The sequence below is a fragment of the Levilactobacillus tujiorum genome, from assembly GCF_012641185.1.
Classification (GTDB): domain Bacteria; phylum Bacillota; class Bacilli; order Lactobacillales; family Lactobacillaceae; genus Levilactobacillus; species Levilactobacillus tujiorum.
In genome coordinates this window covers 19,066-38,955 of sequence record NZ_JAAXLK010000025.1, presented here as the reverse complement: position 1 = coordinate 38,955, position 19,890 = coordinate 19,066, and the positions used below count along the sequence as shown (strand labels likewise).

General features: G+C 49.7%; 19 protein-coding genes. 16 read left to right on the top strand and 3 right to left on the bottom strand.

What is annotated here, in order from left to right; translation table 11 throughout:
* Positions 1-815 precede the first annotated feature (815 nt).
* The 7 genes from HF569_RS10935 (at position 816) to HF569_RS10905 (ending at position 6,034) form a co-directional block, all read left to right on the top strand.
* Positions 816-1,460: a DedA family protein gene (locus HF569_RS10935; RefSeq protein ID WP_168902447.1), complete on the top strand. Its 645-nt coding sequence runs from the start codon at positions 816-818 to the stop codon at positions 1,458-1,460.
* Between the two features lie 687 nt (positions 1,461-2,147).
* Entirely contained in the window at positions 2,148-3,548 is a 1,401-nt protein-coding gene (locus HF569_RS10930) for an FAD-dependent oxidoreductase (RefSeq protein ID WP_168902446.1), read from the top strand.
* Positions 3,549-3,717: 169 nt separating this feature from the next.
* Complete coding sequence (gene trxA / locus HF569_RS10925) at positions 3,718-4,044, top strand: thioredoxin (RefSeq protein WP_168850036.1); 327 nt, start codon at positions 3,718-3,720, stop codon at positions 4,042-4,044.
* Complete coding sequence (locus HF569_RS10920; RefSeq protein ID WP_168850037.1) at positions 4,044-4,307, top strand: metal-sensitive transcriptional regulator; 264 nt, start codon at positions 4,044-4,046, stop codon at positions 4,305-4,307. Before trxA ends, HF569_RS10920 begins: the two co-directional genes overlap by 1 nt.
* Before the next feature lie 85 nt (positions 4,308-4,392).
* Complete coding sequence (locus HF569_RS10915; protein ID WP_332870975.1) at positions 4,393-4,773, top strand: fluoride efflux transporter FluC; 381 nt, start codon at positions 4,393-4,395, stop codon at positions 4,771-4,773.
* Positions 4,743-5,129, top strand: coding sequence for a fluoride efflux transporter FluC (locus HF569_RS10910; protein WP_232842615.1), 387 nt, complete (start codon positions 4,743-4,745; stop codon positions 5,127-5,129). The genes HF569_RS10915 and HF569_RS10910 overlap by 31 nt, the downstream gene beginning before the upstream one ends.
* A gap of 50 nt (positions 5,130-5,179) precedes the next feature.
* Positions 5,180-6,034, top strand: coding sequence for a DUF1129 domain-containing protein (locus tag HF569_RS10905; protein WP_211089717.1), 855 nt, complete (start codon positions 5,180-5,182; stop codon positions 6,032-6,034).
* 671 nt (positions 6,035-6,705) lie between these two features.
* Here the strand turns inward: HF569_RS10905 and HF569_RS10900 are convergent.
* On the bottom strand, positions 6,706-7,701 hold the full coding sequence (locus HF569_RS10900) for an LCP family glycopolymer transferase (protein ID WP_168902444.1): 996 nt from the start codon (positions 7,699-7,701) through the stop codon (positions 6,706-6,708).
* 236 nt (positions 7,702-7,937) lie between these two features.
* Positions 7,938-8,411 (bottom strand): S-ribosylhomocysteine lyase, encoded by a 474-nt coding sequence (locus tag HF569_RS10895; RefSeq protein WP_168850364.1) that lies wholly within the window; start codon positions 8,409-8,411, stop codon positions 7,938-7,940.
* A gap of 195 nt (positions 8,412-8,606) precedes the next feature.
* On the opposite strand from HF569_RS10895, the gene HF569_RS10890 reads away from it, so the two are divergent.
* The 4 genes from HF569_RS10890 to HF569_RS12610 all read left to right on the top strand — a co-directional run bounded on the left by HF569_RS10890 (position 8,607) and on the right by HF569_RS12610 (position 13,244).
* A complete protein-coding gene (locus HF569_RS10890) occupies positions 8,607-9,692 on the top strand; it encodes a hypothetical protein (protein ID WP_332870974.1) in 1,086 nt (361 codons plus the stop codon).
* A 95-nt stretch (positions 9,693-9,787) separates the two neighbouring features.
* Positions 9,788-10,900, top strand: coding sequence for a hypothetical protein (locus HF569_RS10885; protein ID WP_232842614.1), 1,113 nt, complete (start codon positions 9,788-9,790; stop codon positions 10,898-10,900).
* A gap of 146 nt (positions 10,901-11,046) precedes the next feature.
* Positions 11,047-11,859, top strand: a complete 813-nt coding sequence (locus tag HF569_RS10880) for a serine hydrolase (protein ID WP_232842613.1) — start codon at positions 11,047-11,049, stop codon at positions 11,857-11,859.
* A 167-nt stretch (positions 11,860-12,026) separates the two neighbouring features.
* On the top strand, positions 12,027-13,244 hold the full coding sequence (locus HF569_RS12610; RefSeq protein WP_168902443.1) for a helix-turn-helix domain-containing protein: 1,218 nt from the start codon (positions 12,027-12,029) through the stop codon (positions 13,242-13,244).
* Between the two features lie 130 nt (positions 13,245-13,374).
* Here HF569_RS12610 and HF569_RS10870 read toward each other — a convergent pair whose 3' ends face one another.
* The gene (locus tag HF569_RS10870) at positions 13,375-14,769 is read right to left on the bottom strand and encodes an MFS transporter (protein WP_168902442.1); all 1,395 of its coding nucleotides are present in this window, start codon (positions 14,767-14,769) and stop codon (positions 13,375-13,377) included.
* 363 nt (positions 14,770-15,132) lie between these two features.
* Between HF569_RS10870 and HF569_RS10865 the strand changes: the two genes are divergently transcribed.
* The 5 genes from HF569_RS10865 to HF569_RS10845 all read left to right on the top strand — a co-directional run bounded on the left by HF569_RS10865 (position 15,133) and on the right by HF569_RS10845 (position 19,769).
* Positions 15,133-16,434 (top strand): PTS transporter subunit EIIC, encoded by a 1,302-nt coding sequence (locus HF569_RS10865; RefSeq protein ID WP_168902441.1) that lies wholly within the window; start codon positions 15,133-15,135, stop codon positions 16,432-16,434.
* On the top strand, positions 16,424-17,314 hold the full coding sequence (locus HF569_RS10860; RefSeq protein ID WP_168902440.1) for an alpha/beta hydrolase: 891 nt from the start codon (positions 16,424-16,426) through the stop codon (positions 17,312-17,314). Before HF569_RS10865 ends, HF569_RS10860 begins: the two co-directional genes overlap by 11 nt.
* A gap of 43 nt (positions 17,315-17,357) precedes the next feature.
* Positions 17,358-18,215 (top strand): LysR family transcriptional regulator, encoded by an 858-nt coding sequence (locus tag HF569_RS12435; protein WP_168902439.1) that lies wholly within the window; start codon positions 17,358-17,360, stop codon positions 18,213-18,215.
* A gap of 325 nt (positions 18,216-18,540) precedes the next feature.
* On the top strand, positions 18,541-19,386 hold the full coding sequence (locus HF569_RS10850) for a sulfite exporter TauE/SafE family protein (protein ID WP_168902438.1): 846 nt from the start codon (positions 18,541-18,543) through the stop codon (positions 19,384-19,386).
* On the top strand, positions 19,386-19,769 hold the full coding sequence (locus HF569_RS10845; protein ID WP_168902437.1) for a DUF1634 domain-containing protein: 384 nt from the start codon (positions 19,386-19,388) through the stop codon (positions 19,767-19,769). Before HF569_RS10850 ends, HF569_RS10845 begins: the two co-directional genes overlap by 1 nt.
* The last annotated feature ends 121 nt before the right edge of the window (positions 19,770-19,890 follow it).

Here is a 19,890-nt window from a genome sequence, read left to right as displayed (position 1 = left end):
GGTCCCACTGAGCATCTTCCAGTTCGTATCGTTTAGGTGTTGTCATCGGAATGCCTCGATTCGTTTTTCCTCAGATTATACCTGAATTTTTAGTTTTCAGACAGTCCCTAGTAACATCCGTGGTTACTAACTTGCTTGTAGTGTAACGCCTTGGCTCGCTGGGTGCAATTGATTGGTTTCACAAATTTACTAATAACGGGCGAGTCCCTTGAATAACAACCGTTTTGGCCGTTTATCAGTCAAGGACTGGAAGCTATGAAGTGCCCCAATAAAAGCTTGCACGGCTGATTCTAGGGATGAAAAGCCGATGAGATCAGCATTTGCTCGTGTCTGGTATGGGGTTGTACTTAAGCTAGCCTAGTTGGTGGGTTTCACGTTGGTGCGATTCGGTGGTAACGGCGGATTGAGGCGACACCTTTAAGCGAGTGAGCAAATTCTGGTGAGCCGGCCAGTGCTTCCGCTTGCGTGCCGGTGTAGTCGAATGAAGCGTGAAAAATCGGAAAATCCGGGGAAAAATTGGTGGCAAATTCCGGCTGGGAGCCGTTAACCGTTTATACCACGGAGACGATGAATCATGGTCTGGACAGGCGTTGAGGCGGGATCGTACTTTAATTGGTGTACTAATTAATTGTCAAAAAACCGGTCATTTAAATAATTAACACTAAATATGGTGAACTAAATCTCTCAGTTGTGGGACGGAAAGTACGCATCGTTGCTTTAAAGACGGATTACCAGTAGAATTAAAAAGTAGGCCGGTTACTGGTGATGGTTAGGTGCCAGTAGCACCGGTTAATTGCTAAAAAGGGAGCTTGAGTATGACGATTTTACTGGAAATCTGGGAGATTATTTGGCATCCGCTCAACGTATTGGTTCCGTTGACCAATCAATTAGGGACGGGCATTTACCCCATCCTATTCTTTCTGATCTTTCTGGAATCAGGGATGCTGATTTTCTCGTTTATTCCGGGACAGTCGTTGCTGTTCATGGTGGGGTCGATTTCGGCTAACCCGCACTCACAGCTTAATATCTGGCTACTCGTGTTGATGTTTACCACGGCCGCCACCCTGGGATCGGCGATTAAATACTTCACAACGTTGCGGTGGCATCACTATCAGGACAAGTTGATCGAGCGGCTGCCGGAACAGAAAGTTGCCCAGGCCACGGCCGTCTTTAACCGTAATCAAGACCAGACGATGCTGGTTGGGCGGTTTATTCCCTTCGTAGGCTTGTTTGTACCCATCATGGCCGGCACCGTTGACATGACCTGGCGGCAATTCCGGGTGTATAACCTGTTGGGTAGTCTCCTGTGGGTTGGCAGCTGTTGCGCGATTGGGTATTTCTTCGGGAATACGCCATTTATTCGCAACAACTTCACGTGGCTATTTATTGTACTACTGGCGGTGCCTTTCATCGGGCAACGCACCTTAAAATACGTAAAAGAAAAGCGCACGAAGGCTTAATTCGTGCGCTTTTTAGCTACAGAAAAGACGCCGAGTAACATGCGGATTACTCGGCGCCTCATTAGGAATCTGTTAATAAATCACTTGTTTTGGGGGGAGTGCATCTATAGACAGTGATTCCTATCATCTATCACAGTGCTTAAGGTCAGAACGTATCACGAACTAACTATGGTTATCTTAATCGGCAACCAGTTTGTAAGCAAGCTAAATGTGACTGTTCCAGTTAAGTGGTCATAAAAAAGTTTGAGCCGCGGGTAACTGCTACTAAAAGCGCCAAAAATTGGAAAGCAAGTCGTAGACCGCAACCCGTTGGTTATAGCGCGATAAGGCTTGCTGACAAGTCAAAAATAGGTGCTGAAAGCGATTAATTTAGCGAAATTCAATAAGGGGTAAGAAGACTTACGGTGTCGATGGTCGAAAAATTTCAAACAAACGATTGTGTTAAGATGAAGCTAAGAGAATGGCTTCACAATCTGTAAGACAACGCTTGCTGATAACCTGATAAACAATAGAAGACATGTCGAAGATAGAAACACTTTAAGTGCAAAACGCACGTTCATCCGTCATTGTCAAGAAAGTGTGAGGTTTTTACCATTATTTTAATGTTTTTCGAGACGAAGTCATTTATCTTTTGCTAACTTTCTAGTAGACTACCGTTAGAATCGTTTTTCATGTAGGAGGGTAAACATGAAAGTCATCATTGTTGGTAGTACACACGCTGGCACAAATGCAGCGCTACAAATTTTGCAAGATCATCCAGAAACCGATGTGACAATTTACGAACGACACACGAGTGTTTCGTTCCTGTCTTGCGGAATTTCACTGTTTTTAGACGGTCAGGTTAAGCACCTTGAAGATATGTTTTATTCTTCTCCTGAAGCTTTGGCTGAAGCGGGTGCGAAAGTTTTGACGCGGCGCAATGTGATTAAGATAGATTCAGAGAATAAGTCGTTGGAAGTCGTGGATATGGATACTGGGGATCTGTCCACGGATACTTATGATAAGTTAATTATGGCTACCGGGTCGACGGTAACGGTGCCGCCAATTTTTGGTATTGATGAAGACAAAGTGATGATGTGTAAGAACTACGATCAGGCTGTGGCAATTAGCAAGGCAGCCTTGGGTAACAAACGAATCGCGATCGTGGGTGCCGGGTATATTGGGACCGAATTAGCGGAAAGTTATGCGCGGACTGGTCACGACGTTCAGTTGTTGCAGTCACGGGATATTATTTTGAACCACTATGTTGATAAGGAACTTTCCGATCATATCGTTAGTTTATTGGAAGATAATGGCGTTAAAGTGATGCTGAACCGGCGGGTAACTTCCTTTACGGGTGATGAAAATGGCCAACTGGTCATTGAAACCACGGATGGCAACTTTACCGCGGACATGGCTGTGGTCTGCACGGGGTTTGTGCCAAACACGGAATTGCTGCGGGGCCAGGTCGACATGGACCGGCATGGTGCGATCATCATTAATGATTACGTTCAGTCGTCAGATCCAGACATCTTTGCTTGCGGGGATGCCAGTGTCGTTAACTTCAATCCTACCGGCAAACCAGCGTATACACCGCTGGCTACCAATGCGGTACGGCAAGGGATGCTTGCGGGGATTAATATCTTTGGCAATATCCAAAAGTACATGGGAACTCAAGCCACCTCTGCGATGCAAATCTTCGGTCGGACCTTAGCTTCGACGGGGTTGACCATTGACCACGCATTGAAGGCGGGGATGGACGCCGATCAAGTCACCTTCCAAGGCACTTGGCGGCCAAAGTACATGCCTTCTACGGATGACTTGACCATTAACTTGGTTTACAACCGGCAGAATCGGCGGGTCTTAGGTGCCCAACTTCTGAGTCAACATGAAGTGGCTCAATCCGCTAACGCCATTTCGATTGCGATTCAAAACCGCAATACGATTGACGATTTGGCCTTCGTTGATATGCTGTTTAACCCTAACTTCGATGCCCCATTTAACTATTTGAACATTGTCGCTCAAATGGCTGTGGAAAAGGAAACGAAGCGGGGCAATAACCATCCACGTTTGACGGCGGGGATGGATGCTGATCCAGAAAAAATGTAGACGGTTTGCCAAGTCGTGTTGTGACTGAGGAAACCTAGCTAAGAAGGTTCAGGCGCTTGCCTGGGCCTTTTTGTTTTAGCGAGGTTAACGTACGGTGAGCAAAAGATTAGCCAAAATATACCTGTGGGGGTATACTGAAAACATCGATTAAAGAAAAGGGGATTAGACAATGCAAGCAATTACGAGTAAAGAATTTGAACATGTTGGTGACGATACGGCGGTCACAGTAGTCGATTTCTGGGCTGATTGGTGTGGTCCTTGTAAAATGCAGACGCCAGTCTTAGAAGAGCTGGATAAGGATTACGGCGATCAAGTGAAGTTTGCCTCGTTAGATGTTGACCAGAATCAAGACTTGGCCCAAGCACTCGGCATTATGAGCATTCCATCGTTAGTCATCTTTAAGAACGGGATGCCAACGGAAAAGGTCGTTGGGTTCCACCCCAAGTCCGCATTGAAGAAGTACATTGATGAGAAATTGACCGAGGTAAGCGCCTAATGGGACAAACAACGTCGAATCAATTAAAAAATCGATTACGACGCGTGGATGGCCAGCTTCAAGGAATCTTAAAGATGGTTGATGAGGGTCGTGACTGTCAGGATATTCTGACGCAATTGGCCGCGGTGCGTTCCGGAGTAGAACGCGTCATGGGTGTCGTAGTCGCTGAAAATGTGAAACAGTGCGTCGCGGAAGATCAACTCAGTGCGGAGCAACAGGCTGACTTACAGGCTGCTTTAGCGCTAGTTGTGAAGACCCACTAATTTTGGAAAGTCGCCATGGTGGCGGCTTTTTTTGTTATAATGACAAAGATATTCTGTGAGAGGTGGTATTGGTGTGGCCAAAATAGTGGCAATTATAGGATGGGCCTTCGTGGGCGGGGCTACGCGATACGGGTTGGGCGTCGCGTTACCGATCGTAGCGGGTTTTCCCTGGGCCACTGTTATCGTTAATTTGGTGGGAAGCGGCTTATTGGCTTGGCTCTCCCACGCGGAAACACTGACCGCTAAATGGCCCAATGCACTGACAGTGGGATTGGGTGTTGGCGGTCTCGGCGCGTTTACCACCTTCTCAACCTTTGGCTTGGATACGGTGCGCCTACTGGACCAGCAGTCCTGGAGGCTCGCCGGTCTATACATCGCGGTGAGTCTAATCGGTGGTCTCGTGATGAGTGGCCTCGGCGTGTGGTGCGCCCGGCGATGGTGGCATTTTCCGGTGGCGGAAGTATGATGGCCGTGGTGGCCGGTCTCGGCGCAGCGATTGGTGCGCTAGGACGCTACGGTGTGACGCGCCTGGTCCAACGCGTTTACGGCAATTATTGGCCGCTAGCGACCTTACTGATTAATTGGTTGGGTTGTGCCCTGTTGGGCGGTCTGACGGGCTGGCAGGTGGGCCATCTGATGACCGTTCTGATCGGGACGGGCGTCTTGGGTGGCTTCACCACGTTCTCCACGTTTAGCCATGAGGTGGTCATGTTAGCCGATCAGCGCCGGTTTGGTGCCGTCCTCGGGTACGTGAGTCTGAGCGTGGGTGGTGGGCTTCTACTGGCCGCTGGCGGCCTTTGGCTCGGCCTACATCTCCACTAGGCGATGGAAATTAGTGGTATTCTCGTGGAGAGTTCCTTATGATGAAATAGATGATTTTTTTACGAAGGGAGCTGACGATTGTGGCGCGCATCGCGACGATTATCAAGCAAAATGCAGCAATGCGGCAGCAACTGAACCCGGAGAATCGGGCGTACTGGGATGAATTGGTCGAACGACTACGTGAACAGTCTAAATACGCCGATGAACGCCTTCTGCAGCGTGATCTACGGGACCTCTTGAATGAAGTGGTCAGCGCACAGACTGCGGGTCAAACTGCGGCGGATTATTTAGGTGGTGGACCGGCAACGGTGGCCATTGCACTGGGAAAGATGGCGCAACCACGACCATGGTGGCAAAATTGGGATTGGTTAGTCCCGCTGCTAATTTACACGTTGGGAACGATTTTGCCAGGGGTGATTCTACCGGCGGTTCCCCTACAACTACTGTTGGTTGCAATCCAATATGGGTTATTCTTAATCGCCATGGGACTAGGCGTTTGGCTGACGCGGCGGTTCACGGACCGCGGCCGATTAGTGGGGTGGCTGGTCATTATTGTGGGCCTGCTGGTCGCCATGAGTCTAGTAGCGCGGTTGGTTCCTGCGCGGGGGTTAGTCTATCTCACACGGGTTGGCGGGAGTATCACGTTGATTATCTTTGCGCTGGTGATTACCGCCTTAGCGTGGTGGCAAAAACGCCAACAGCCTAACGCGTGGCTTCCCGCCGTATTGGGTAGCCTGTGGATTACCACGGCATTGGCCTTATTGGCGCGGTTCCCGCTAACCTCCGGACTCATGGTTACCTCGACTGGCAACCTGTTAATTGGGGTCGGCACGATCTTGGGGGATGTCAGCGTACTGATCATTGGCTGGCATATCTGGCAAGCTCGCCAACAACCGGCCAAGTAATTGAGTAAGATGTCAGTGCTTGAAAAGTAGGATGAGGACTACCGCCTTACCGTTCGCCAAATTTGAGCTGGAACGCTGTGGGGAGGACGGCCTAAGCCATAGGGCGGTCTTAGGCCTCGCTTTGAGCCGAAAAATCACGTCTCAAAGTCGCCATTTTCCAAGAAAACCACTTGGTAAATCCCACGGCTGAGCTCAAATTTGGCTCACTCACGGCTACGTGGTTGTTGTCAGCTACTTATTGTCTAAAAGCTGACGTGCCGAGTGTTTAAACCAATTTGTTAGTCAAAGACTAGCTTAACCGGAGGAGGGCAGAGGTGGAGCCAGCTGTGTCGACGGTGTTAGCCGATTCTCGGCTTACAGCGTGAGACGCGTTTGAAGACCGGTAATTTCCGGGCTTCGAACCGAGCTGGAGGACCGCTTCTCAGGCCGCAGGCGGTCTCCACAGCAGGCGGAATCTCTGCCAGCCGCAGGTGACGGGTCTAGTCTACTTTTTAGACTACAATCCTTGTCGATCAAGCGTTGGCAAGGATTGTAGTTTTTTCAACCTTCAGCTAAAAAGCAAAAAAACTCGCGTAACGGCTAGTACAGAATGCCGTGCGCGAGTTTTTTAGTTGGTGTTTTGAAAGTACGAGTTTTATGGTGAATTCAATTCTGACGTAGCTTTGAGCTGGTTAGAATCCCGCGGGATCAAGCGCATCCGTTTTGAAATGGTCAGTCGTCGGTAGATCCAATGATTGACGCAAATTGGTGGAAACCCTGTCGATCTCCGCTTGCGGGGCAACTTGGTAGTCAATACCGTTGATTGTGGCATTCTCCCCTTGCAGAGTTTGAGATTGGATCTTACGGCCGGCGTGACCGTCTTTAGCCAGTACCCACATGAGATCGTTGAAGCTGAGGTTAGTCTGTAGGTTATGACTTAACGAATCTAGAATGGCACGGTAATGGGGGAGCGAGCTTAGACTCGCCTCCTTGAGTACCAAGGCTTCGATGATCTGGCGTTGACGTGCTTGGCGACCATAATCCCCCAGAGGGTCTTGTTCCCGCATTCGCGAGTAGGCGAGTGCACTGGCACCGTTGAGATGGATTTTTTGGCCTTTGACCACGTTGGCTTGTTTATAGTGAAAGGTCAGCAGTGGGTCGACCGTGATGCCACCAACGGCGTCAATCATTTTCTTTAACCCGCCCATGTTGAGGAGCATGTAATAGTTGATGGGAATGTTAACCAGATGCTCGACGGTCTTGATGGTCGTTTGGGTACCGTACAACGGGTATGCCGCGTTGATTTTCTCGTCGTCCTGTTGGCTACCGTAGATATTGACTAGGGTGTCGCGCGGAATGCTGGTTAACTTAGTCGTCTGTTTACGGGGATTGATCGTTGCCACAATCATGGTATCGGTTCGGCCGACGTCATGGCGACCTAAAGCGCCCGTGTCCGTCCCTAATAACAGGATGGCGAAGGGCTTGCCGCTGGTTAAAGCGGTATCGTCAGGTCGGATTCCGTCGGCGTGATAGGTGTGGGAAAAGGTGGCTTGGGCCGTTTGCCAAGTATGCCAAGCGTAGAGTCCACCACCGATAATTAACAAACTACATAGGGTCAGTAACCAGTGACGTAAATGATGCCGTGATTTCAATCGCTCCCGTCGTGGTGATAATGGTGCGTTTTTCATGATCCTACCTCCCCTTGAATCGCTTAATCTGCCATATAGTATAGCCATGTCGGCTGAAAGTGAAGCGAGAGGTACCGCGTTTTCAGAGTTTTTTAGTGGTCTTAACCGAATCGAAACGAAATTAGCTGAAAGAACGATTGCGAGTGGGTGAGTGGTTGGGAAAAGGCGTGCGGCAGCAAAAAAGACCTGGGACAGCATCCCAGGTCTAGTTAGTGTTTAAAATTATCTGATCGAAACTAGATGACTTCGCGCTTGAATGGATCTTTGGAAATGCCCTTATCCAGAATGTCCTTGCACCATTCCTTTGCGGAGAAGAGACTGTGGTCGCGGTAATTCCCACAGCTGTACTTGTCAGTGCCTTGTACGTCTTTCCATTCCGTATCAAAGGCAATCCGGTGCAGGGCCACCTTCAACGCTTTGGCCACTTCTTCGGTGGATTGTTCGCCCCAAGTGATCAGATGGAAACCAGTCCGGCAACCAAATGGTGAGCAGTCAATAACGCCGCTCATTTCGTCACGCAGGTAACCGGCTAATAGATGTTCGATCGTATGTAGTCCGGCCGTTGGAATCGCATTGGTGTTAGGTTGAACTAATCGTAAATCAAAGTTCGAGATAACGTCACCCTTTGCCCCAGTTTCGCGGGTAATCAAACGAACGTAAGGTGCCTTAACAGCAGTGTGATCTAAAGTGAAACTTTCAACTTTTGCCATTATTTTGCCAACTCCCTTGTTAAAAATATGTGTACTCCCCTACTGTACACCAAGACGGGAAGCGGGGCTACTAATTTCCAAGGACAGTCACCGATCAAACGGCTACGTGATACCAACCATGATGACTCGGCTGCGTTATACTTAATGGTGTGGATAATTGTGGAATAATTGTAATTTTATGAAAGGAAAATCATTGTGAAAGGGTTACGGTTCGGAATAGCCATGGTGTTGGGGATCTTGCTGGGGATGACGGGCATTTCAGCACAGGCGATCCCCGTCACACATCAGCGGTCGACAGCACTGAACGTTGGTCGGCTGCGGTCAATCAATGATCGGGCCGTGCACTACGTTGGCGTTCCGCGCAAGTACCAGCATGCTAGGCGGCCGCATGGCGTTAACCGAGTGACGAGTTCGCACGGACGGCGGGTAACGTTTACGACAAAATACCTACTACCGTATCCGGGTTATCACCATCAAGCATGGGGCAATCCGCAGAGTATGACGACGGATAATCATTATTTGTATGTGATTTACTGTCCCACCGCTTGGAAGAATCGGGGGCGGTTGGTGCGTTACGATCTCCGCAAGCTAGCGGCCAACCACGTGACACCGCGGGACTTACAGCGAGTCTACGTTACTAAGGCTAAGCAGGCCCGGGCGATCAAGCGAGCCATTAAGATTGGTCCCGCGTTTGTGACGGGACACGGTCAGTCATTGGCGTACAATTGGAAAGATCATCACCTGTACATGTGGTGTGATAGAGAGTCCGCGCCGCGTGTTCCCACGAGTCGATACGGGTATATGACCCAGATCAGTGGTCGCCGACTAAAGCCCACGCGGCAGGTTCGTTGTCGCCTGAAGCAGGGGAAGTTTGCGGTACCTGGAGGGCACGTGTTGACGTTCGACCACTCCGGGCACGCTTACTTCTGGTCGCGGCCCACTGCCCATCGCGTGTATCTCTACCGCGGAACGGTGAGTGCCCATCACGTTAAATTTCGGCTCACGCATCAGGTCTTGCGGCGAGGACCCGGGACACGGGTTCAAAGTATCGCGTATAATTCGCGAACTAAGCGACTTTACTTAGTGGCCGATGATTCAATCGCTAACTTGCCGGTTCGTAAATTAGCTGGCCGTGGTCATTTGACCTCACGGGACATCAGATGGAACCGATTCTCATCACGCCGGGAGTTTGAAGGGTTAACCTTTGCGCGCAATGGGCGTGCCTACCTGCTGAGTAATCATAATCCGGAAGTGATGATCAGTAATCGGCAGAATTGGTAATGGCATTTAGTAAGTTGACTGAGTAATAAAAATAATACAGTACCCCCATTTCAGCGCAACGCTTTATACTGGCTGAAAACATTGGGGGGCGATGGATGATGCGAAGAAATTATCTATTAGGCACACTAATTGTTAGTCTAGGTTTGGGGATAGGCCTGACGCTAACGACAGTACCGGCGCATGCCATGGCGACGTTCGATCAAAGTTCGGCAGCGTTGGCAGCACCAGTGGCACAACGCCCACTGGACGACCAGCAAGTCCATTTTGTACCGGTTCCTAGTCACTACGCACAGGCGGCTAACCCACACGGGATCAATACGATCGCTAGCAATCGTGGGGCCGCAGTGAAGTTTACGACTAAATATTTGTTGCCAACACCGGGTTACCGCCACGAGGCTTGGGGAGATCCACAGAGTATGACGGTGGTGGGCCGTTATCTGTACATTCTCTACTGTCCCACGGCCTGGCATAATCGTGGCCGAATTGTGCGGTATGATATGGAAAAATTGAGCAGTTTAGGGGCGACACCTCAGCAATTACAGCGCGTTTATACGACGGCGGCCAATCAATCGGCCAAGGAACGGCAATTGCAAACGGCCATTAAAGTTGGGCCAGTGTTTGTGACGGGGCACGGTCAGTCCTTAGCCTTTGATTGGAAGACTCATCAGCTGTACATGTGGTGTGATCGTGAGTCGGCGCCACGGATTCCGATTAATCAATACGGGTACTTGCAGCAGGTGAGCGCAGCCACGTTAAGTCCGATTCATCGGATTCGTTTCCGCTTGCGTGCCGGTGACTTTTCAGTTCCCGGTGGGCACGTGCTGGCCTTTGATCATCAGGGTCGGGCGTACTTCTGGTCCCGTCCCGATGCAGGTGGCGCCTATATCTATCAAGGCAAGATTCGGCGGGACCATGTGGATTTTCGACTGACGAGTCAAGAGTTAACGCACGCCCCCGGGACCTGCGTTCAAAGCATGGCGTTTAATCCGCAGAATGACCGGTTATATTTGGTTGCTGACGAGTCGATCGCCAGCCTGCCCGTCGCAAAGTTAGCTGGCAGGGGGCATCTGACCAGTCGTGATGTCACGTGGACCCATTTCGCGTCTAAGCGTGAATTTGAAGGCTTGAGCTTCGGCCAAGACGGGCGCGCCTACTTGTTGAGTAACCATCAGCCAGAAGTGCTGGTGGGGAATACGCTATCTTGGTAAATTAGCAGGATTGTATGGACAGTCGCGGTCTACAAGAAAATTGTAGGCCGTTTTTGTTTGAGAAAATTAAGGGTGAACGCTATTGATTTGACGAGTTGAGGCGTAAAATATAATTAATATTATTGAAGACTGATGGGGAGAATGACATGCGCTATTTAAAAGTAATGCTGGCTTTAATCATGATGATCGGCTCGTTTGGGGCGACGACAGCCCATGCCACCACGATTAATCATGAACAGGTGGCGATTAAGAAGGTAATCAAGCGAGATTTACACCACGTGCACGGCCGTTGGTCAGTTAAGGTAACCCGACTTAATCGGCGCCAATTGAGTGTGACGACGGGCAATCACAAGGTTCAGGGGCAGCGATCAGCCAGCACGATTAAGGTCTTCGTGATGTTAACGATTTTTCAGCGCGCCAAGACCCATCATTTAAAACTAACGCGGACGGTAAAAAATGACTTGGCACGCATGATTCACAATTCCGATAATGCGGCGACTAATCGGTTAATTCGACGGTTGGGTGGGTTTCGGCGAGTCAATCAGACGCTGGCAAAATTTGGCTTTAAGCAGTCTCATTTGCGGCGCTATATGATGGATACGCGGGCGTTACAGCGTGGGCGCGACAATACCACCTCAGTTAAGGATCTCACACGTTTCCTGACACTAACCAGTCAGAATAAATTGTTGGGCAAAACGTATGATCATAAAATGATGACGCTATTGCATCATTGTCGTAACCACTCTAAGCTGCCTAAGTTAGTCAAACACGCGGCGGTATACAATAAGACCGGCGAATTTCCGGCGAAGGGCGTTCAGAACGACGCAAGCTTATTTAAGACTAAGCAGGGGACTTATACGATAGTGGTTATGGCGCAGCAAGGGAATCAAGGCCAGCAGTACCAAGCGATGAATCGGTTGGGACGGGACGTGGTGAGGTATCTCAATACGCATCGTTGAAAAGTAAACAATCATAAAGGGCACCGGTCAGTTGGCTGCGGTGCCCTTTAGACGATCGTAAATTATGTAACTATTTTTATAATTAACTTTATGAATCATTTTGGTAGCTTTCTTAAATGGTATCCGGTAAGCTAGAATTATTTAAAGGGAACTGAGGGGGAGTGACCGTGGCAGCAAAAATTGTATTTATCGAGCGCGAGCGGCCGCAAGCGGGGCACCTTGTCTACATCGTGGGGTATCCGATCTGTGAGCCTGACGTGACGGGACAGCTCGTTCCAGCGTCAAGTATGGTGAGTTGGGGCGAGATCACCCAGATTAAGCGTGACGATCACCAGCGTTTCGTGATTGAGTCGACTTCGGGAAATTCGATAACGTTAGGAGCAAAAAAAGTCGTGAATTTCGGTGTAGAAATGGCGGAAAGCTCGGTGACTGACGTGTTGACACAGAGCGGCTATAGCTTATCGACGACAGTTACAACGCCAGTGAGCGACGTCTTTAAGCGTCAGTTGGCAGCGGTCTTTCCCCAAGTGTCACAGTTACAGGCTATTCCAGAACGCTATGCGGTGATTGATTGCGAATTTGGGATTTTGTTTGGTAGGAAGCAGCAGGGCGATAATATTGTGCAGCAGCAGGTCTCGATTCTGGGCGAAAAAGCGAGCATTTTTCAACTGGCAGCACTAGGATATGCGGGTCGCCAACCGATTGAACTATTCTTCAATCATTACCTCAGTCATCCTAATTTTTTAGCGGATCTCAAGTTAAAGGGGTTAAGGGCAACGCGACTCACGCTAGCGGACTATGAACGGGAGACGCATCCGGTGCTTGTTTTGAAGGAATTTATTCAGCACGTCCTGGCGCGGCAACTGCCGTTAGTCTTTTGGGATCAACATAATGACTTACGCTTATTGCGTCAATTGTTGGCAATTCACCTTTCGGAATTTTCAGCCGAAGAACAGTCGATATTGCGTCAGCCACTCATGGTGTTTGATGGGAGTGCCTATACCAATTTGGTGATCAATCGGAGCAATCATGCGCGGCGCGAAACCAGCCATTATCTGCCTTTGAATGGGGTTGCCGGGCTCCTGAATATTTTTAATCCGCAACAGCATAACGCGTTGTGGGATGCCCAGACCACCCATTACGTCGTGAATGCGTTGGCTGAGATTCAGCAGACGCAGCCGATCATTCTGACCCAGCCGCAACCGGTAGCGCAAAAAATTGAACCGGAGCGAACAGAGGCGTTAGACCCCACGACGCCAGCGCCAACGGCGACCGTGTTTTGTGAGTTGCGCTCAGCTGGTAAGACCTATCGCGAGATTGCGCAGACGTTTGGAATCAGCACGAGTACCGTCTGGCGGGCGGTGCACCAAGCCACAGGTGCATAGCGGGAAAATAAAAAGAGAGTCTGGCAGTCAGCCAAACTCTCTCATGACCAGTAGCGGTCTTTTTAAGTTATCGTCAGGTTGGTATCACGGGTAAATGCATGCCCTAGCAACGAGACATGATAATTTTAGGTTATTCAGCAGCGTGACGGGCGGCGATTTCTTCGTTCATCTTTTCAACCTTCTCGTCGGTTAGGCGGTAGAAGGCGAAGACAACCATTGCCAAAACGGTCACGATAATCGGAATGATCGTCGTGGTCATTCGAATACCTTCCAAGCTCCGGGCGGTCTGTTGGTGGTTAGCCACGAAGCCATAAGCGGCCAAGACGTAACCAGGAACCACACCCCCGAGGGCCATCCCGAACTTGAAGAAGAAACCGATAACGGCGTTGATAATACCGTTTTCCCGTTTGCCAGACTTCCATTCACCATAAGTGATGGCTTGTGGTACCAGGGCCCACTGGAATCCAGTTGAGAGGATAATCCCAGCGGCTTCAATCGTCCGGCCGATAAAGGTCCACGTAATGTTCGTAGCTGGAACCGCATACATAATCAAGAAACCAATGACAGCTAATCCCAAACTACTTTGCATCAGCCACTGGGTCCCGATCTTCCGGTTCAACCAAGGTGTGATTGGCACCACGATGAATGCAGGTAGTGTTCCCAGTAGGTTATACCATTGCATCATGTCGGGGTTCCCAGCGTTGTAAGTCATGTAGTAAGCCCCAACGGCGTTCACAACAGACATCAAACCGAAAGTGATAATGAAGAAAATCGCCAACGTTCGCAGCGGACCATTGATGACTAATTGATGGTACAGGTCAGAGACTTTAACGTTTGATTCCTGTTCTGGCGCCATCTTAATCCGTTCAACGGATTGACTGAAACAGAAGATGAGGATGGCGGCACCAGCAATACCGTAGATCACCATCGTCCAGAACCAACCAGTTTGTGATTGCACACCGGAATAGTGACCACCAGAAATCATTTTAACGAAGATTGGCACACCGAAACTAACGGCCAAAGAGCCCAAGTTAGCTAGCAACATCCGCACGGAACTCATCGAAACCAGTTCCTTGTTGTTGCGGGTCATAGCAGCGTTTAGAGAACCGTAAGGAATGTTGACCGTTGTGTAAATTAAGGATAAGCCAACGTAAGTGACGTAAGCGTAGACTAATTTGCCCATCGCGCCCATGTCAGGGACGTGGAAACACAGAATTGCCAATACAGCCAATGGAATTGACATGTAGAGCAACCAGCCCCGGTACTTCCCCCAACGCGTCGTGTGCTTATCAACAATCGTCCCCACAATTGGGTCGTTAATGGCATCAATTAACCGCACAACCAAGAACATGGTCGCGGCATCAGCGGCAGGAAGGCCGTAGACGTTGGTGTAGAAGAATAACAGATACGTAGAAATAGTTGTATAAATCAAGTTTTGCGCGAAATCACCGGTTGCCCAACCGAATTTCTCACGCCATGGCAGCTTTACGTCAGTTTTTTCTAACGCTTTAGATGCAGAATCCATTTTTCTCACCTCATGTGATAGTATTGCCAACCGAGTTTAGTTGGTTGGTTGTTTACCACAACATACTAGCACTTTTTGAAAACGCATACAAGAATTATTTTTTATCAGGTGATTTTTTCGTAAAGTTACTAGCTGGTAAGGGAGAAACTAAATTAATATGAAAAAACGTGGCCTTTTGCAAAGTTATCTTAGCATAAGCTGAAAACGATAACAATCGTCCTATGGAAAGTTTAACTAATCTATGATGCGGTGACGCGTGGCGGGGATCCCTTAATATTGTTTAATTTGTAAGGCGTCAGACCGCCGCTTTCATCAATATCTCGTATAATGAAATTATCAGCAATTCGAATGGGGGATCCGTGGATGGTTGGATGGTTACGGGAATTATGGCGGTTAAATCAGCGAGTAGGCCAGTGGCGAGCGATGCGGGCGGTCCGCGAAGCATTGCGGGTGGCTTACCCCTTTATTTTAGTGATGGCCTTTGTCGATGTGATCGGACAGGGATTCCTGTCAAAGAGCGGCTTCTTTTTTCAGGTCTATCATGTGGGCAGTTGGTTACCGGGAATCGATCTTTGGCGGCAGAGTCTTCAGGCCGTAAGCGTTGTGGTGAATGGCTTGGTCGCGGTGATGGTCGCGTTCACGACGGGGCATTATTTGGCGAAGATTTATCGGACGGAGCCGTTGGCCGTGGGGATGATGAGTGCCCTAGCCTTTTTAACCCTTAACGTCAATTACGATGCATTAGGGCAAGGCGGCCACGGTGACACCGATGCTAATTTTCTGGAAGTGAATCTAGGGCCGCAAGGGATCTTCCTTGCAATCTTAGTAGGCCTCGGCGTGGGGTGGCTCGCCAGTCATCTGATGCGGTGGTTGGCTACTTGGTGGTTGCGCCATCGGCAGGTCACTTTATCGTGGACCGGCCGTGTTGCCTGGACGTTGACGGTGGTCTTAGGATTAACCGTTGCCGTAGGTTATGGAATTAGCTGGCTGGTTGATGGCGGGATCAATAACCTGGTCTATTTGGCATTGCAGACGCTAAATACGAACGTCGGTCATCAAGGATTACGCATTCTGGCGGTTACTGCGGTTAGCAACTGCCTGTGGTGGCTGGGACTGATTGGGCCAATTGATGTGGCGGGCAACAGTTCCGTTACCTCATTACAAAATTTGGCGTACGCGGTTCAGCATGGCTCGGGCTGGGGGGCGCCATATCCGGTGACACTGCATACGCTGAGTGATGCCTACGCTAACTTTGGGGGTGCGGGAATGACCCTAGCACTGCTCATTGCCGTCTGGATTGGGTCCCGTCAGGCCAGCTATCGTCGCGTCGCTAATCAAACCTTTTTACCTAACTTATTAAATCTGAACGAACCGACGCTGTTAGGTTTGCCCGTACTGTTCAATCCGATTTTGTTCATTCCATTTGTGATGGCACCGGCGGTTAATATTGCGATTGCTTGGGTAGCGATCACTTGGAAATTAGTGCCGCCGATCGTTTATCCCGTTCCCCGAACGACTCCGGGACCATTAGTTGCCTATCTAGGAACCGGTGGCGATTGGCGAGCGCTGTTACTGAGTAGCGTGTGCTTAGTCGTATCCGTCCTGATCTATCTGCCGTTTGTTCGGCTACTCAACGATGAAGGGAGTGTTGACCATGCGGCATAACTGGTGGCGCTGGGGGTTAGTCCTCATCGCAATTCTAGTAGTCTTCATCCCCAGTCAGCTTTGGTTGAAGCAACGGATCACGCAGTATAAATCGAACTATCGAACGCCCCTGAATCCAACGATTATGGTTCCGGGGTCTAGTGCGAGTCAGAACCGATTTGATGCCCTGATTACACAGCTACGGAAGGAAACGAAGCGCACCCACAGTGTGTTAAAGGTTCAAGTGGCGGAGAACGGACGGATTACGTATACGGGGTCGATTAAACGGGGGGATAATCAGCCGTTTATTGTGATTGCCTTTGAAAACAATCGGGACGGCTATCAAAACATTAATAAGCAGGCGAAGTGGCTGAATCTGGCGTTTAAGGATCTCGTCAAGACCTATCGGTTCAATCACTTCTCGATGTTAGGCCATTCCAATGGTGGCCTGATCTTGAGTGTCTTCCTGGAGAAATATTTGGCCGCCACACCGCGGGTAACCCCGGAACGCTTGATGACGATTGCGACGCCTTACAATATGGAGTCGGATAGCACGACGAAACAGACAGCCATCCTGCGGGAACTCATTAAGGGGCGGAAACGGTTGCCTAAAAAGTTGACAGTTTATTCAGTTGCCGGCACGGAAAATTATTCGAGCGATGGCACCGTTCCCGCTAATAGTGTGAATCAGGGAAAGTACGTCTTTCAGAATCAAGTCGCCCATTATACGCAGATCACGGTGACGGGGGATGACACGACGCACTCGGATTTACCGCAGAACAAACAGATTGTGCTGTTGATTCGGCAGTTCCTCTTGAAGGAAACGTTGCCAAGCAAAGATCGCTTCCCAGTAACCACGCAACCGCAGAGTCGTGATGCCAGTGACGCGGATCTCCCTTAAATTTTGGTATAATTAAAGCAACGCAAGTAAGGGGGCGCTAGAGGTGAACTTTCGACAACTTGAGTATTTCTTAGCCGTGGCGGATGCTGGCCAGATTACCGCGGCGGCACGACAGTTACACATGGCTCAGCCACCGTTGAGTTATCAGATTAAGCAGTTGGAAGCGGAGCTGGGCGTGACCTTACTCAATCGGGCCACCAGTGGGGTGACGCTGACGCCAGCTGGCCAATTGCTACAGAATTACGCGCGACAGCTGATGGATTTGAGGGAACGTGCGGACAGTCAGGTGCGTTCGCTCGGTCAAGGCTTGGCTGGCGTGCTGTCGGTGGGGGTGGTGTCGTCCTCAATGGGAGCCATGCCTAACGTTAAACTACGAACGCTGACCCGGCATTATCCCAAAGTACAGATCCGGTTATTTGAAGACAATACGTATGGTTTGATTGATCGGCTGAAGCAACATTTAATTGATGTTGCCATTGTCCGGACGCCGTTCTCTGCGGTCGGACTCGCCAGTAAGGAGTTGATGACCGAGAACATGGTGGCGGTGGTTCCTCGGAAGTATGATCATTTCCCCGCGGCGACGGTTCAGGTAACCGATTTGGCAGAGGTGCCGTTGATTATTTATCGCCGATTTGAGCGCCTCTTCCAGACAACTTTTGCTGAGCAGGGGATTCATCCCTTCATTGCGTGCACGTGTGATGATGCGCGCACGGCGGTCCAGTGGGCGGACGCACGGATGGGCGTTGCCGTGGTTCCCCAGACGGTCGCTGAAGAAATTAGTGGGGCAACCGCAGCCATTCGGCCCATCCGATATCAACCGTGGCGGACGACGTTAAAGCTGGTGTGGCCGGCGGAAGTTACGCCGAGTCCGTTGTTACAACGATTTATTGATAGTTACTAGCTATATGATGAATACAAATTTAACGATTCTACCATATTTTTAATGTATGGCAGAATCGTTTTTACGTGTAACCGCTTTAGAGTAGGTGGGGAAACCGTTTGAGCACGAGCCCATGAGACCAAATGGTGGGGGATGTCGTCAGCTCAGCTTGCGAGAGAATTAACAAGCATAAAAGAATTGGCAACTGTTACCACAATTGGCGGGACTTTCATTTGAACAATTGTGAACTTGAACGATCATACTTAATACCAGTTGGACTTGCGGCCCATCAGCGAAAAGTTGATAATCAATGGCGTAGATTGATTTGCGAGGAGGAAATAAACTAATGATTCAAACAGCCTTAATCATGATTGGTGTCGGTATCTTCGCGGGTATTGCCGGGGCCATCTTGGGAATTGGTGGGGGGATGATTATCACCCCCATCCTAACGTTGGAAATGGGTTTAAATATTAAGTATGCGATTGGGGCAAGTATCATCGCCGTTATTGCGACGAGTTCGGGTTCAACAATTGCTTATTTACGCGATAACGTCCTGAATTTACGAGTGGCCATGTTCTTGGAAATTGCGACCACGATTGGCGCAATCGTCGGGGCACTGTTAACCGGGGTACTTGATCCTAAATATCTCTACTTACTCTTCGGTTGCCTGCTGGTCTTCTCTGGGTGGAATATGTATCGCAAGCTACGTCGGGGACAAGAAGTCTTGCAACGGGTTGAACCCGATAAGATTGCCAGCAAGCTGAAGTTAAACGGCAGTTACTATGACAAAGCTGAAATGAAGACCATTGATTATCAAGTGGAAAATGTGCCAGCGGGTTTTTCCGTGATGTTTGGCGCGGGCGTGGCTAGTGGCCTCTTGGGTATCGGGTCCGGAGCCTTCAAGGTGATGGCGATGGACACTTTCATGAAGATGCCGCTTAAACCGTCGAGCTCAACTTCTAATCTGATGATGGGGGTTACGGCGGCAGCCAGTGCCACGGTGTACTTCTTTAACGGGTCAATTTTACCGGGCGTTGCGGTTCCTATGGCACTAGGAATTCTTGGTGGCGCGGTGATTGGCTCTCGCATTATGCAAGTGCTCCCTGCGCGGTGGATTCGCGTGGTCTTTATTCCCATTATTTTATATATCGGAATTGAAATGCTCATGAAGGGATTGGGGGTACACTTCTAATGTCAGAAAAGGAAAAGACAACCACCGCTGCGGAAATGGTCCAAGTTGAAACGATCATTGGCCGAATTCTTCAAGTCGGCGTGGTCCTCTCAGCGATTGTGATGGGGATCGGCTTGGTCCTGCTATTAGCTACTGGCGATTCAGGCTACGCGGGGGATACCGTCCCGTTAACGATGGGAGCCATCTTGCTGGGAAGCTGGCAATTAAAGTCGTACGCGATTATGATGCTGGGAACTTACTGCCTAATTTTGACCCCAGTCTTACGGGTGGTGGTCTCCATCTACGCCTTCTATAAGGAACGGGACCGGTTGTACGTGATGATTACCACGCTGGTGCTGATTATTCTGTTAATTGCGCTACTGATTGGTTTGACGGGCAAGTAAGCGACGGGGCTAACGAAGCATTATGTAGCCGTATCTGTCCTAGTAATAACTGTAGGCCTAAAATTAGGCAACATGGTGGTCCCTTCGCCTTACCGGTCAACAGCTATGGGCTGGAACGGCA

Excerpts from the sequence above, each read along its gene's own strand:
- HF569_RS10935 (WP_168902447.1), top strand. The coding sequence starts at position 816 with ATGACGATTTTACTGGAAATCTGGGAGATTATTTGGCATCCGCTCAAC.
- HF569_RS10930 (WP_168902446.1), top strand. The coding sequence starts at position 2,148 with ATGAAAGTCATCATTGTTGGTAGTACACACGCTGGCACAAATGCAGCG.
- trxA (WP_168850036.1), top strand. The coding sequence starts at position 3,718 with ATGCAAGCAATTACGAGTAAAGAATTTGAACATGTTGGTGACGATACG.
- HF569_RS10920 (WP_168850037.1), top strand. The coding sequence starts at position 4,044 with ATGGGACAAACAACGTCGAATCAATTAAAAAATCGATTACGACGCGTG.
- HF569_RS10910 (WP_232842615.1), top strand. The coding sequence starts at position 4,743 with ATGGTGGCATTTTCCGGTGGCGGAAGTATGATGGCCGTGGTGGCCGGT.
- HF569_RS10905 (WP_211089717.1), top strand. The coding sequence starts at position 5,180 with ATGATTTTTTTACGAAGGGAGCTGACGATTGTGGCGCGCATCGCGACG.
- HF569_RS10900 (WP_168902444.1), bottom strand. The coding sequence starts at position 7,701 with ATGAAAAACGCACCATTATCACCACGACGGGAGCGATTGAAATCACGG.
- HF569_RS10895 (WP_168850364.1), bottom strand. The coding sequence starts at position 8,411 with ATGGCAAAAGTTGAAAGTTTCACTTTAGATCACACTGCTGTTAAGGCA.
- HF569_RS10885 (WP_232842614.1), top strand. The coding sequence starts at position 9,788 with ATGATGCGAAGAAATTATCTATTAGGCACACTAATTGTTAGTCTAGGT.
- HF569_RS10880 (WP_232842613.1), top strand. The coding sequence starts at position 11,047 with ATGCGCTATTTAAAAGTAATGCTGGCTTTAATCATGATGATCGGCTCG.
- HF569_RS10870 (WP_168902442.1), bottom strand. The coding sequence starts at position 14,769 with ATGGATTCTGCATCTAAAGCGTTAGAAAAAACTGACGTAAAGCTGCCA.
- HF569_RS10865 (WP_168902441.1), top strand. The coding sequence starts at position 15,133 with ATGGTTGGATGGTTACGGGAATTATGGCGGTTAAATCAGCGAGTAGGC.
- HF569_RS10860 (WP_168902440.1), top strand. The coding sequence starts at position 16,424 with ATGCGGCATAACTGGTGGCGCTGGGGGTTAGTCCTCATCGCAATTCTA.
- HF569_RS10850 (WP_168902438.1), top strand. The coding sequence starts at position 18,541 with ATGATTCAAACAGCCTTAATCATGATTGGTGTCGGTATCTTCGCGGGT.
- HF569_RS10845 (WP_168902437.1), top strand. The coding sequence starts at position 19,386 with ATGTCAGAAAAGGAAAAGACAACCACCGCTGCGGAAATGGTCCAAGTT.